12 protein-coding genes are annotated in these 13,101 nt (G+C 68.5%); 9 read left to right on the top strand and 3 right to left on the bottom strand.

Features of this window, described 5'->3' with window-relative positions:
• Nucleotides 1-445: 445 nt before the first annotated feature.
• From rpmH to ACQPWU_RS60075, 8 genes are all read left to right on the top strand, one after another.
• Nucleotides 446-583, top strand: coding sequence for a 50S ribosomal protein L34 (gene rpmH, locus ACQPWU_RS60110; protein WP_360652485.1), 138 nt, complete (start codon nucleotides 446-448; stop codon nucleotides 581-583).
• A 93-nt stretch (nucleotides 584-676) separates the two neighbouring features.
• Nucleotides 677-1,006 carry a ribonuclease P protein component gene (gene rnpA / locus ACQPWU_RS60105; RefSeq protein ID WP_433435992.1) on the top strand — a complete coding sequence of 110 codons (330 nt, stop codon included), beginning with the start codon at nucleotides 677-679 and terminating at the stop codon, nucleotides 1,004-1,006.
• Nucleotides 1,003-1,284 carry a membrane protein insertion efficiency factor YidD gene (gene yidD, locus ACQPWU_RS60100; protein WP_360684505.1) on the top strand — a complete coding sequence of 94 codons (282 nt, stop codon included), beginning with the start codon at nucleotides 1,003-1,005 and terminating at the stop codon, nucleotides 1,282-1,284. Before rnpA ends, yidD begins: the two co-directional genes overlap by 4 nt.
• A gap of 4 nt (nucleotides 1,285-1,288) precedes the next feature.
• A complete protein-coding gene (yidC, locus tag ACQPWU_RS60095) occupies nucleotides 1,289-2,215 on the top strand; it encodes a membrane protein insertase YidC (RefSeq protein WP_433435991.1) in 927 nt (308 codons plus the stop codon).
• A gap of 20 nt (nucleotides 2,216-2,235) precedes the next feature.
• The gene (locus tag ACQPWU_RS60090; RefSeq protein ID WP_433445580.1) at nucleotides 2,236-2,724 is read left to right on the top strand and encodes a protein jag; all 489 of its coding nucleotides are present in this window, start codon (nucleotides 2,236-2,238) and stop codon (nucleotides 2,722-2,724) included.
• A 315-nt stretch (nucleotides 2,725-3,039) separates the two neighbouring features.
• A complete protein-coding gene (rsmG, locus tag ACQPWU_RS60085) occupies nucleotides 3,040-3,711 on the top strand; it encodes a 16S rRNA (guanine(527)-N(7))-methyltransferase RsmG (protein ID WP_433435990.1) in 672 nt (223 codons plus the stop codon).
• A gap of 137 nt (nucleotides 3,712-3,848) precedes the next feature.
• Nucleotides 3,849-4,775 (top strand): ParA family protein, encoded by a 927-nt coding sequence (locus ACQPWU_RS60080; protein ID WP_433435989.1) that lies wholly within the window; start codon nucleotides 3,849-3,851, stop codon nucleotides 4,773-4,775.
• A gap of 1,318 nt (nucleotides 4,776-6,093) precedes the next feature.
• Entirely contained in the window at nucleotides 6,094-7,056 is a 963-nt protein-coding gene (locus ACQPWU_RS60075) for a ParB/RepB/Spo0J family partition protein (RefSeq protein ID WP_433435988.1), read from the top strand.
• A gap of 671 nt (nucleotides 7,057-7,727) precedes the next feature.
• Here ACQPWU_RS60075 and ACQPWU_RS60070 read toward each other — a convergent pair.
• The 3 genes from ACQPWU_RS60070 to ACQPWU_RS60060 form a co-directional block, all read right to left on the bottom strand.
• Entirely contained in the window at nucleotides 7,728-8,774 is a 1,047-nt protein-coding gene (locus tag ACQPWU_RS60070) for a threonine aldolase family protein (protein ID WP_433435987.1), read from the bottom strand.
• Between the two features lie 1,039 nt (nucleotides 8,775-9,813).
• Nucleotides 9,814-10,770 carry a D-alanine--D-alanine ligase family protein gene (locus ACQPWU_RS60065; protein WP_433435986.1) on the bottom strand — a complete coding sequence of 319 codons (957 nt, stop codon included), beginning with the start codon at nucleotides 10,768-10,770 and terminating at the stop codon, nucleotides 9,814-9,816.
• A gap of 173 nt (nucleotides 10,771-10,943) precedes the next feature.
• Entirely contained in the window at nucleotides 10,944-12,290 is a 1,347-nt protein-coding gene (locus ACQPWU_RS60060) for a PLP-dependent aminotransferase family protein (protein WP_433435985.1), read from the bottom strand.
• A 155-nt stretch (nucleotides 12,291-12,445) separates the two neighbouring features.
• Between ACQPWU_RS60060 and ACQPWU_RS60055 the strand changes: the two genes are divergently transcribed.
• Entirely contained in the window at nucleotides 12,446-13,063 is a 618-nt protein-coding gene (locus ACQPWU_RS60055; RefSeq protein WP_360684481.1) for a GNAT family N-acetyltransferase, read from the top strand.
• Nucleotides 13,064-13,101 lie beyond the last annotated feature (38 nt).

Here is a 13,101-nt window from a genome sequence, read left to right as displayed (position 1 = left end):
GGTGCGGTTCCCCTCCTCCCTCTCGCGGCCCCCCGCGATCGTTTATCCACATGCGCGGCCGCCCGCTGTGACCGGCGGCCCCTTCGTCCACAGCGTGGAGCCTGGGCTTCCCACCCAGGTCCTCCACAGGAGATCCACAAGTTGTGCACAGCCTTGGGGCGGGTCCGGAAGGGCCGACAGTATCCATGTGCACAGCTGTGTTCAAGCGTTGTCCACAGCCTAGTGGTACCTGGGTGCACATACTGTGGACACCGGTCTGGCAGTGGAAAAGTCGCCTGTGGAAAGGTGGATAACCCGTCCAGTTTGACCTGGACGGTGGTTCCCCCGTAACGTACGACGGTCGGCTTGTCACGCGACGGCTATTTCGCGTGCCCTCGCTTCCCTGGCAGGCCATCCATGTGTGTTCGGCGCCCTAGCGGCGCACCATCAAGCCTGGAGCCCACCCGTGAGCAAGCGTACTTTCCAGCCGAACAACCGTCGCCGCGCGAAGACCCACGGCTTCCGGCTGCGGATGCGCACCCGGGCCGGTCGCGCCATCCTCGCCGCCCGTCGCAGCAAGGGCCGCGAGAAGCTGTCGGCCTGACCGTCCCGCGCGTTTTTGCGCCCGCCGGTGGATCTCACCGGCGGGCGATAGGCGTATACGGTGCTGTCTAGTCAATCCCGCATGCGGCGCGGGATGGAGTTCGATGCGGCGGTCAGGCGCGGCAAACGCGCGGGTCGCCCTACTCTGGTGGTGCATTTTGCCATTTCGGGGGAAGAGTCCCCTCGGGTGGGTTTCGTAGTGAGCAAGGCCGTCGGTGACGCCGTGATCAGGAATACGGTCAAGCGACGGCTCCGACACCTGATGCGGGACCGTCTCGACCGGCTGCCGCGAGGTAGCCTGCTGGTGGTACGCGCCAATCCACCGGCCGCGTCCGCGCGATTCGAGCACTTGGCCGCCGAGCTCGACTCCGCGCTGGAACGTTTGCTCAGGCGGCGCGAGTCCTCGACGGGTGGACAAAAATGACGGAGCAGCCGCAAGGGGTGACGCCGAGCCTCGCAGCTCGAGCGCTGATCATCCCGATCCGGTTCTACCGGGCCTTCATCGGCCCGATGCTCGGTCCACGCTGCCGTTTCTACCCGTCGTGCAGTGCATATGGACTCGAGGCGATTGCTACGCATGGAGCACTGCGCGGCACTTGGCTGACTGTCCGGCGCATCGGGCGGTGCCATCCATTCCATCCCGGAGGTATAGACCCGGTGCCCCCACGCCCGGTCCGGTCCCACGAAACGCAAGGGAGATAGCTCGGTGGAGCTGTCCTGGCTCAACTGGCTGTACACAGCCGTCGCCCAAGTCATCACCTGGATCCACCAGGCATACAGCACGGTGCTCGACCCGAACAGCGGCTTGACCTGGGCGCTCACCATCATCACGCTGACCATCTGCATGCGGATCCTGATCTTCCCGCTGTTCCTCAAGCAGATGCGCTCGTCGCGAAAGATGCAGGAGCTGGCGCCGAAGGTCCAGGAGCTCCGCAAGCGCTACAAGAACGACAAGCAGCGCATGAACCAGGAGGTCATGGCGCTCTACCAAGGAGCGGGCGCCAACCCCCTCGGCGGCTGCCTCCCCGTCGTGGCGCAGTTCCCGATCTTCATCTCGATGTTCACCGTGCTGCGGGCGATCGCAGCGGACCAGCCGAAGTTCGGGATGACGCAGGAGCTGGTCGACAGCGCCAAGCAGGCCCTCATCCTGGGAGCCCCGCTTCCCGCCACGTTCTTCGAGGCCCCTCACGTCGGCGAGAAGATCGTCATTGGTTTCTTCGTCGCGATCAGCTCGTGCACCACGTTCCTCACCGTCCGGCAGAGCGTCACCCGCTCCATGGCCCAGATGCCGGACAACCCGATGGCGCAGCAGCAGAAGATCCTGATGTACATCTCGCCGCTGTTCGCCTTCTTCAGCCTGAACTTCCCGCTCGGTCTGATCATGTACTGGGTCACCACCAACCTGTGGACGCTCGGCCAGCAGCACTGGTTCTACAGCCGGCACCCGATGCCGCAGTTCGACGCCAAGGGCAACCCGGTCATCGTGCAGCCCAAGCCGGGCCTGATCGCCAAGCTTCGCAAGACCACGCCGGAAGAAGAGCAGGCGCCTCCGCCTCCGCCGGAGCCTAAGATCGTCAGGCAGCAGCCAAGCCGCCAGTCCCGCAGCAAGCGCACCGGCAGCAAGAAGTCTTGAACATGAAGGAGAGGCCGGCCATGACCGAGGCCGAGCAGGAGAAGGCTCCTGATCTCAACGCGCTGGAGCAGGAAGGCGAGATCGCTGCCGACTACGTCGAGGGCCTTCTCGACATCGCCGACATCGACGGCGACATCGACATGGACGTCGAGGGGGACCGCGCCATGGTCTCCGTCGTGGGTCTCAAGGGCAACGAACTCGTAGGCCCCGGGGGAGAGGTCCTGGAGGCGCTGCAGGAGTTGACCCGCCTGGCCGTGCACCGGCAGACCGGCGAGCGCTCCAGGCTGATGCTCGACGTCGGCGGCTACCGCGAGCGTCGCAGGGCCGAGCTGACCAAGCTGGGCACTGAGGTCGCCACCCAGGTCAAGGACCGGGGCGAGCCGAAGTCGCTGCAGCCGATGACGCCCTTCGAGCGCAAGATCGTCCACGACGCGGTGGCGGCCGCCGGGCTCCGTAGCGAGTCCGAGGGTGAGGAGCCGCATCGCTACGTGGTGGTCCTGCCCGCCTGAGGAGTGTTACGTCATCCGATCCGGCCGTCTGCCCGCTCGCACGCGAGGCGGACGGCCGTTTCGCATTTGTGCTCTTTTATCCCTGTACGTCCACCTGAACGTGCGTATGTGCGCGCACGCGCCTTGTTAGCGTTCTCCCGCTCGGACGAGCCATACCGACGGCGGCGTGCTCAAAGGTCGCCTTCAGAGCGGCCCGCTAGTCTTCCACTGTGATCTCACCTCTAGCCTTGAGGTAGAGACCACTCGCAACAGATCAACGCCGGGCTGTTCCCCGCCGAGCCAGGACGGATCAGTCCCAGAAAGGGCCACCGACCAGTGAGCGATGAGCTTCCGGCGCCGCCGGACATAGCGCGCGACGTCTTCGCCGGGGAGGCTTGGGATCGCGCGAACGCGTTCGCCGAGCTGCTGGCAGGGCCCGGCGTGGTCCGCGGGCTCCTGGGCCCGCGTGAGGTGCCCAGGATCTGGGATCGCCACCTGCTCAACTGCGCGGTCGTGGCCGAGGTCGTGCCGCCGGAGGTGCGCCTGGTGGACATCGGGTCCGGCGCCGGGCTGCCCGGGCTCGTGCTGGCGATCGTCCGCCAGGACATCACGGTCACGCTCCTGGAGCCGCTGCTCCGCCGTACCGTGTTCCTGGAGGAGTGTGTCGAGGCGCTCAAGCTCGACAACGTCGAGGTGCTGCGCGCGCGGGCGGAGGAGCTGGCGGGCAAGCGCGAGTTCGACGTCGCCAGCGCCCGCGCGGTGGCGCCGCTCGACCGCCTCCTGAAGTGGGCCATGCCGCTGCTCCGCGAGGGCGGCGAACTGATCGCCATGAAGGGGGAGCGCGCCGAGGCGGAGCTTGGCGAGGCGGAGACCCAATTGCGGGCCAGCGGAGTCCGATCGGCCGAGCTCGTGACTGTCGGGCGCGGTAAGGTCGAGCCGCCTGCAACATTGGTTCGGGTGGTAGCGGGTCGCGCGCCAGAGCAAGTCGGGCGGCGACGAAGGAGGTGACGGTTGTGCCAGTCGCGTCAAGCGGTCTTGGCTGGCCGGGCAGCCGTCCGTCTGAGAGTCCAAGCGGGGTTGGCTGGCCCGAAAAGGGCGTGTCGCGACAGTCAAATCCCGACACCGGCACACCACTGGTTGAAAGGATGGCCATCGTGACCCAGACCCCCCTGAACCCCGGTGATTCGCCGTTGGTACGAGAGGCGCTCAGCTCAGTGGTTTCACGTGAAACATCTGCAACCCCGACCGCCGCCCAGACCCCCAGCGACGGCGACGGCACCTGGCCGCGGCCGCCCAAGACCAGGGTGATCGCGGTGGCCAACCAGAAGGGCGGCGTGGGCAAGACGACCACGTCGGTGAACATCGCCGCCGCCCTGTCCATGCACGGCCAGCGGGTCCTCGTGGTGGACCTCGACCCCCAGGGCAACGCCTCCACGGCACTGGCCACGGAGCACCGGGGCGACGTGCCGGACGTCTATCAGGTCCTCGTCGACGACCTTCCGATGGCGGACATCGTCAAGCAGGTCCCCGACATGCCGAACCTCTATTGCGCGCCGGCCACGATCGACCTGGCCGGCGCGGAGATCGAACTGGTCTCCCTGGTGGCCAGGGAAGCCCGCCTCCGGCGCGCGCTGGCGGCCTACGAAGGGGTCGATCTGGACTACATCGTGATCGACTGCCCGCCGTCGCTGGGCCTGCTGACGGTGAACGCCTTGGTGGCGGCGGAAGAGGTCATGATCCCCATCCAGTGTGAGTACTACGCTCTGGAGGGGCTCGGGCAGCTTCTCCGGAACGTGGACCTGATCCGGGCCCACCTGAACCCGACGCTGAAGCTCTCGACCATCGTCCTGACGATGTACGACGGGCGCACCCGTCTGGCCTCGCAGGTGGCGGACGAGGTGCGGGCGCACTTCGGCGACACGGTGCTCAACACCGTGATCCCGCGCAGCGTCCGCCTGTCCGAGGCGCCCAGCTACGGTCAGTCAGTGATGACGTACGACCCGGGGTCGAGCGGGGCGATGGCGTACATGGACGCGGCCCGCGAGATCGCCCACCGCACCACCGTGTCCTGACCGCCCCTCGCCGCCGCCCTTTCTACCTCTGAACCCGGGCCAGAGAGCACGCCCATCCAGGTCCGCTCGGGTCCGCTCGGCAGTGCCGCCTGCATGCCGTACGGATACTCAGCCTGCCCGCGTGCGCCCGCAGAGTCCCGCAGCGCCCCGCCCGACCAACGACTGGACCGCTGCTGCGGAGACGTGCGCTGCTTTGCCTAGCTATGTCCCACTAGCACCGGCCCTCCGGACTGAGAGCACGACCCAGCGAGGCTGAGGGGCCGTGAGACGGCAGTCCCGCAAGGTGGGTCACGCGAGGCGACAGGATGGCCGAGCGGCCCTACGGAGAAGACGTGAGACGCCGGGTCCGTGAGGCGGTGGGGCGAACACGGAGAATCCGGCGACACTGCCAGGCGGCGGGCCCGCATGGCGAGACGCCTCGGCGATGGGATGGCCGGGGGAGACGGCGTACCGGTGAGATGGCGAGTGGCAGGACGGCAAGGTGGCGGAACGACGGCGCGACGAGTCGGCTGGACTGTGAGCCCGTGAGATAGCAGGAGGCGGAACTGCGCCACTCCCGACAGCGATTCCGCTGGGTGGGCGAGTGGGCAACCGGCCAAGCGCAGGCAACGCGACCAGGCGGCGAGCCGGCAGGGCGGCATCAAGTGATTTGGCCGGGCGGCAGGGCACCGAGTTGGGCAGGTGGCGGGGCGCGGGGCGGCCAAGCGATTCGGTCGGGCGGCGGCTGGGCGAATCGGCTGGGCGCAGGCAACGCGGCCAGGCGACCTGGCGGCGAGCCGGCAGGGCGGCATCAAGTGATTTGGCCGGGCGGCAGGGCACCGAGTTGGCCAGGTGGCGGGGCGCGGGGCGGCCAAGCGATTCGGTCGGGCGGCGGCTGGGCGAATCGGCTGGGCGCAGGCAACGCGGCCAGGCGACCTGGCGGCGAGCCGGCAGGGCGGCATCAAGTGATTTGGCCGGGCGGCAGGGCACCGAGTTGGCCAGGTGGCGGGGCGGCTGGGTGGCGGGGCGGCACCAAGCGGTTCGGCCGAGTGGCGGCCAAGTGATTCGGTCGGGCGCAGGCAACGCTGCCTGGCGGCGAGCCGGTCGGGCGCAGGCAGTCGTGGGGGAGTTTTGGGGCGGCCGTGGCATTGGGTCGGTTGTGGGATGGAGGGCCAGGCTCGGGCGGACATGACTGGGGACAGGCGGTCGTTGGGTTGGTTTGTGGCCGTGTCGGTGTAAATACCGCGGGCTGGTGTGTGGCGAGGGGGCACCGTGCGGGGCGTGCAACGGTAACCTCTCCTGGAGTGACCGGAATCGACCGGGTGGATGAGGAGACGCAGTGAGTCAGCAGCGGCGGGGATTGGGCAAGGGGCTCGGGGCACTCATCCCGACCGGTCCCATCGTTGACGGTTCGGGGACGGTGCCGGCTCCGTCGAACGGTTCAACGGGGGAGACAGGCCCAAGGCCGATCGCCGGAGCGTACTTCAAGGAGGTCGCGCTAGACGCGATCGTCCCCAATCCGCGCCAGCCGCGTGAGGTCTTTGACGAAGAGCGCCTTGAAGAGCTGGCGGCGTCCATCCGGGAGGTCGGGCTCCTGCAGCCGATTGTGGTCCGGTCGGTTGGAGGCGGCCAGTACGAGTTGATCATGGGGGAGCGGCGCTGGCGAGCGTGCCAGCAGGTCGGGCTGGACCCGGTTCCGGCGATCGTCCGCAACACCCAGGACACTGATCTCCTCCGGGACGCGCTCATTGAGAACCTTCAGCGTGAGCAACTGAACGCCCTCGAAGAGGCCGCGGCCTATCAGCAACTCCTCGATGACTTCCAGGCGACGCACGAGCAGCTGGCCCAGAAAGTCGGCCGCTCCCGCTCTCACATCACCAATACTCTCCGCCTCCTCAACCTCCCGCCCGAAGTCCAGCGTACGGTGGCCGCCGGTGTCATCAGCGCGGGTCACGCGCGGGCCCTCCTCGGACTCAACAGCCCTGAGGAGCAGATGCAGCTGGCCAAGCGCATCGTGGCAGAGCTGCTCTCGGTCCGCGCGGTGGAGGAGATCGTGGCCATGGGGAGCGCCAAGGCCGCGAAGAAGCCCGCCCGCGAGCGCCAGGTGGCCAAGCCCACGGCTCCCGGCCTGACCCACCTTGCCGACCGCCTCTCGGATCACTTCGAGACCAAGGTGAAGGTGGACTTGGGACGGCGCAAGGGCCGCATCGTCGTCGAGTTCGCCACGATCGACGACCTTGAGCGCATCATCGGCACGATGGCACCGGAAGCCGTCCGCGCGATGCGAGAAGCCGAAGACTAGATCTCTCTGTTTCACGTGAAACACGAACCAACGCCGCCCAGGCTCGGAGCTGATGTTTCACGTGAAACGAGGCCCGCTGTCGGGGCTGATGGGCCGTGCTCCGGAGGTTGGCGGCGTGGTCGTGGCGGCGGCTCCTGCGGGTCGGGGGATGGGGCGCTTGTCCCTTGCGAAATGCGCTCCGCCGAACGCCTGGTGGTCCTCGGTGACTTCCGCTCCGAAGACACGACACCGAAGTCCCCACTTTCTAGGGGCTGATGACCTCTTGAGGGAGGCCCGCATCTTCCGGCTGAGGGCCCGCACCTTCCGTCCTGAAGGCTCGCACCCTTCTGGCCGAGGGCCCGTCTCTTCCGACCTGGAGGCTCGCATCTTGGGGGCTGAGGGCCCGCACCTCCGGGCGATGTGCCGTATGGCGCTCGGCCGACGGGGGCTGCTGCTCGCCGCGTGCGCGCCCCCGACGTGGCGCCTTTGTCGGGGATGATGTTTCACGTGAAACGCGGCGGTCGCTCTCCGTCCAGCGCCTCTTCTGGCGATGGCGCTGAGCGCGAGGCGCCCGCCCTCGGTCGAGGTTTCACGTGAAACATGCGACCCGCGGCAGAATCCGAGGGTGGCGCCGTGGCGGTTCTCAGGCGGTGTGTTTCACGTGAAACCTCGACCGGTGCGGGCGGGGCCGGCTACTTGACGGCAGCCTTGTGGATGTCGGCCAGGAAGTCGTCTACGTGTTCCGGAGTCGTGTCGAAGGCGGTCATCCACCGGACGACGCCCGTGGGCTGGTCCCAGTAGTGGAAGAGGTAGCGGCTCTGGAGGGTCTCCGCGACGGCGTGCGGGAGGGCGGCGAAGACGGCGTTGGATTCGATCGGGTAGGTCAGGGAGACGCCAGGCACGTCGGCTATGCCGTTCGCCAGGCGCGCGGCCATCTTGTTGGCGTGCGACGCGTTCTCCTGCCACAGGTCGTCCGTCAGTAGCGCCGAGAGTTGAGCAGAGACGAAACGCATCTTCGAGGCGAGCTGGAGCGACTGGCGGCGGAGGTACGGGAGGCCGGGGGCGAGTGAGGGGTCGAGGATCACCACTGCCTCCGCGGCCAGGGCGCCGTTCTTGGTGCCGCCGAAGCTGAACACGTCCACCCCGGCGTCCGTCGTGATGGCCCTCAGGTCGCAGTCGAGGTAGGCGGCGGCGTTTGCGAGTCTGGCGCCGTCCACGTGGAGCCGTAGGCCGGCCTCGTGTGCGGTCTCAGCCAGGGCGGCGATCTCGTCGGGGGAGTAGCAGGTGCCGAACTCGGTGGCTTGGGAGATAGAGACGACTGATGGCTGGGATTCGTGTGGGTTGCCGATCACGCCCAGACGGGACTTGATGTCGTCCGGGCGAAGCTTGCCGTCCTCGGTGGGGATCGTCATCAGCTTGACGCCGAGCAGACGCTCCGCCGCTCCCGTTTCATGGGTGGCGATGTGGGCGCTGGCGGCACAGAGAATGGAGTCGTAACGGCCGAGCATCAAGGCCAGCCCGACCATGTTGGCACCCGCCCCGTTGAGCACCGCGAATCCTTCGGCGCCCGGGCCGAACACCTCCTTGATCTTGTCCTCGAACACCGAGGTCCACCTGTCGTCACCGTATGCGGGCGCGTCTCCGTGGTTGGCGGCGGCTATGGCTTCCAGGACGGTCGGGTGCACGCCTGCGTGGTTGTCGCTGGCAAAGCTCTTGGGGTACATCGAATCGATCAGCACATGGTAAGGCTACTTACTCACCTCCGAGCGGCGTCCTGCCCCATCGTCTGGTCTGGGCCGAGGGACCGAGGGGGAGGGATTGGGCGTGCCGCGCCGGTGCCGCGCTCGATGCCAAATCGGGCGGCGTGGCGGCGGCTCCGGTCGATGGACGACACGCCAGCGGATGCGATGGCTGAGCGCCTGAGGGGGAGGGCACTTTGCGTCTCAGGTGAGCGGTTCCGGGGCGAGGCGCCGCTACTGGTGCTGCAAGTCGTCTGCCATGTGGCGCAGTGCCGGACGCTGTCTGGAGGTCCCGCTTCGGCCGCTGTGGGGTGGCGGCGTGTCCGCCGCTGTGCGGTGGTGCCGTCCCGGCCGCTGCCCCGTAGTGGCGTATCGGGCGTGTGCCGCGCCGATGCCGCGCCGATGCCGCGTCGGGGCGCGTGCCTGACGGTGCCGCCCTGGGCACTTATCCGACAGTGCCGTGATGGGCGTCCACTTGGCGGTGCCGCCGCGGGCGCGTCTGTCCGGCGGTGTCGTGCCCGGCGTGTGCCGCGTGGTTCTGTGTCTGCCGGCGCCATGTCGGGCGTCCGCTTGGTGGCGGCGTGCCGGGCCTGCGTTGCGCGATGCTGCGTCAGGCATGTACGCGGGGTGGCGGATCGGGTGTCTGTGGCGTGTCGCCACTACGCGGCGGTGGCGGATCGGTGTGTGTCCCGTGCCCTCACGCGCGGCGGTGGGGGATAGGGCGTGCGTCGCGCCGCCATGCCCAGGCGGTGCTGTGTCGGCGTCTGCCCGGCGGCGCTGCGGTGCCTGTCGCGTGGCGGCGCCTGTCGTGTGGCGGTGCCTGTCGTGTGGCGGCGCCGGTCGCGTGGCGGTGCTGCCGCGGGGCGTGTGCCGAGTGGTGTCGTGGCGGGCGTCCGCCTGGGGACGGCGTGCCGCGTCGAGGCGTCCCTCAGACTGTGACCCCGTCGCGTGGTGGGACCGGCGCGCAGGGTCGTGCCGCTGGACGACGCCATCGGCGGCCCCACCGGGAAGTGCGGTGAGCCCTCCAGAAGGGGGAGGGCTAGGCGTGGGAGCGGGCTGCCGCGTTCTGGAGGAGGGTGCGGCAGAGGTCGCCCAGGTCCTGGCCGGCGGCTTCGGCGGCCATCGGCAGGAGCGACGTCTCCGTCATCCCCGGCGCCACGTTGACCTCAAGGAAGTGCGGGGCGCCGACCGCGTCGACGATCAGATCCGTACGGGAGATGTCGCGGAGACCGAGCGCCGTGTGGGCGGTTACCGCCGTCTCCGCGCAGGCCGCGGCCGCCTGGGCGGAAAGGCGGGCGGGAGCGAAGAACTCCGTGTGCCCCGCCGTGTAGCGGGCCGCGTAGTCGTAGACGCCCTCGTCCGGGACGATCTCGACGGCCGGCAGAGCCACCGGGCCGTTGCCCAGGTCAACCACGGAGACCGCCACCTCCACGCCCTCCACGTAACGCTCGATCAGCGCAGTGTCGCCGTACGCGAAGCAGCCGACCATCGCGGCGGGGAGCTCCTCCGCCGTGCGGACGATCGAGGCGCCCAGAGCCGACCCGCCCCGGGCGGGCTTGACGAACAGGGGGAGGCCGAGTCGCTCCACGATGCGGCCCAGCACCACCGTGGCGCCGAGGTCGTGGAACGTCTCCTTCGGCAGCGTGACCGACTCCGGCGTCTGCAGGCCGACAGAGCGCACGACGGCCTTGGCGGTCGGCTTGTCGAAGGCCACCCGGCACGCGTCAGGGTCGGCGCCCACGTACGGGACGGTGAGCAGCTCCAGGACGGAACGGATCGCGCCGTCCTCACCCGCGCCACCATGGAGGGTCACGAACACCGCGTCCGGCGGGTCCGCGAGGATGGACGGCACGAGGGAAGCGTCGGTGTCGCGGGTCTCCACATCGACGCCCGCCGCACGCAGCACCTCGCTGACTCGGCGACCGGAGCGAAGGGACACCTCTCGCTCGTAGGAGAGACCTCCGGCCAGCACGAGCACGTGGCCCAGATCGCTCATCACTTCTCCTCCGCTGATCGCACGCGCCGCTGTCCAACCGTACCGCCATGGGGTCGTCGCCCGGCACGGTGGCGACGCCTGGCGCGTCCGCTCGGTGACGTGCGGAGGATTCGGAGCGCCAGGCGTCTGCGATGCCCGGAGCGGGCGGCGCGATCACGCCGCCCGAGAACGCGCTAGGCCAGGTCGGGGCCGGGAGTGTCGACGCCCTGGTGGTCGCGGATCGAGCTGGTGCCGAAGGTGTCCCTCAGCTGCATCTCCTGCTCGATCACCCCGGCCAGCCGTCGCACTCCTTCCCGGATCCGGTCAGGTTCGGGGTAGCAGTACGACAGCCGCATGTGCCGGGCGCCGCTCCCGTCCGAGTAGAACCCGGTCCCCGGCACGAACGCGACCCGCTCGGCCACCGCCCGCGGCAGGATGGCCTTCGAGTCGAGCCCCTCGGGCAGGGTCGCCCAGACGAAGAAGCCCCCGGCGGGGCGGGTCCAGGTGACCTCGGGGGGCATCAGGGAACCGAGCGCGTCCAGGAGCGCGTCGCGGCGCTCGCGGTAGAGCTCCCTGAACGACTTGATCTGCTCCTGCCACGGCTGCGTGGCGAGGTACTGGCCCACGGCGAGCTGGGTGAACGAGGAGTGCGAGAGCACGGCCGACTCCATGGCCAGCACGAGCTTGTCGCGGACGGCGTGCGGGGCCAGCGCCCAGCCGACGCGGAATCCGGGGGCGAGCGTCTTGGAGAACGACCCCAGGTAGACCACGCCGTCCGGATTGTCGGCCCGAAGGGCCCGCATGGGCTCCCCGTCGAACCCCAGCAGTCCGTACGGGTTGTCCTCGATGATCAGTACCCCGGCCCGCTGGCAGATGTCGAGCACCTGCTGCCGGCGGGCGATGTTCAGGGTGACGCCGCCCGGGTTGTGGAAGGTCGGGATCGTGTAGAGGAACTTGATGGGCGCCCCGGCCGTCTCCAGCGCGTAGATGGTCTGGGCCAGCGACTCGGGCACGATGCCCTGATCGTCCATGGCGATATGAACGACTTTGGCCTGGTAGGCGGCGAAAGTGCCCAGCGCGCCGACGTACGAGGGACCCTCGGCGAGCACCACGTCGCCCGGGTCGATGAAGATGCGCGTGATCAGGTCGAGGGCCTGCTGCGAACCGACGGTGACGACCACGTCGTTCGCCCCGGCATGAATCCCCTCCAGCCGCATGACCTCGCAGATCTGCTCGCGCAGATGAGGGTCGCCCTGGCCGGAACCGTACTGCAGCGCGACGGTGCCGCGCCTGGTGACGAGGTCGGAGACCAGCTCGCCGACCATGTCGAGGGGAAGAGCCGTGACGTACGGCATGCCGCCGGCGAGCGAGACCACCTCGGGCCTCGACGCGACGGCGAAAAGAGCTCGGATCTCGGAGGCGACCATCCCGGTAGCTCGCGCGGCGTACCGATCGACGTATGCGTCGATGCGCGACCCTTGGGTCGCGGGTGTCTGACCGTGATCCAGCTCTCCTGTCACGGCCCACCTCCTAGGTGTCATATCGGACTGAAATACCAGATTACGCTAACCGGACATGTCGCCCGTGACGGGCTCGACCGTCGTGGTGTCCGCTGGCCACATCTCCACTGGGCTACGATGCCACCTGTGGACGCGGTTTTCGCGCGCTTTTCCGGGTCAACGACAGGGGGCCGTAGTTGTCGCGCCGGCTGGTCAACATAACCCTGGACAATCTCGAAGATCTGCCGCGGCGCTGCCGTCGGTGCGTGTTCTGGGAGCTCGATCCGGTCAGCGGGGAACGGGCGGTCGAGTCAGGCGATCCCGGGCTGGAGAAGGAGGCCTGGATCTCCGGCACACTGCTCGAATGGGGCAGCTGCGGGAAAATCCTGTACGTCGACGGGGTCCCCGCGGGGTTCGTGCTCTACAGCCCGCCGCTCTACAGCCCTCGTTCCGTGGCCTTCCCCACTTCGCCGGTCAGCGCCGACGCGGTGCTGCTCATGACGGCGCACATCATTCCGGAGTTCTCGGGTGGGGGGCTGGGGCGAATGCTCATCCAGGGCGTGGCCAAAGACCTGACCAGGCGCGGAGTGAAAGCCATTGAAGCTTTTGGTGACCTCAAGTGGGAAGAGCCTAGTTGCGTAGTTCCGGCGGAATACTTGCTTTCTGTTGGTTTTAAGACTGTTCGTCCCCATTTGCGGTTTCCGCGGCTCCGGCTGGAACTCAAGACCGCCGTCTCGTGGCGTGAGGACGTCGAGGTGGCTTTGGAGCGCCTCCTGGGCTCCATGAGTCCAGAACGCGCGCTACGTCCCGTCTGACGACCGCTCAGGGCCGTACAACGCGAAAGCCCCCCGCC

Origin of the sequence: Nonomuraea sp. CA-141351 (genome assembly GCF_050944675.1) — a bacterium.
In the GTDB taxonomy this organism is placed as follows: Bacteria; Actinomycetota; Actinomycetes; order Streptosporangiales; family Streptosporangiaceae; genus Nonomuraea.
Note: the sequence above shows the minus strand (reverse complement) of the source record. Positions and strands in the feature narration are given on the sequence as shown.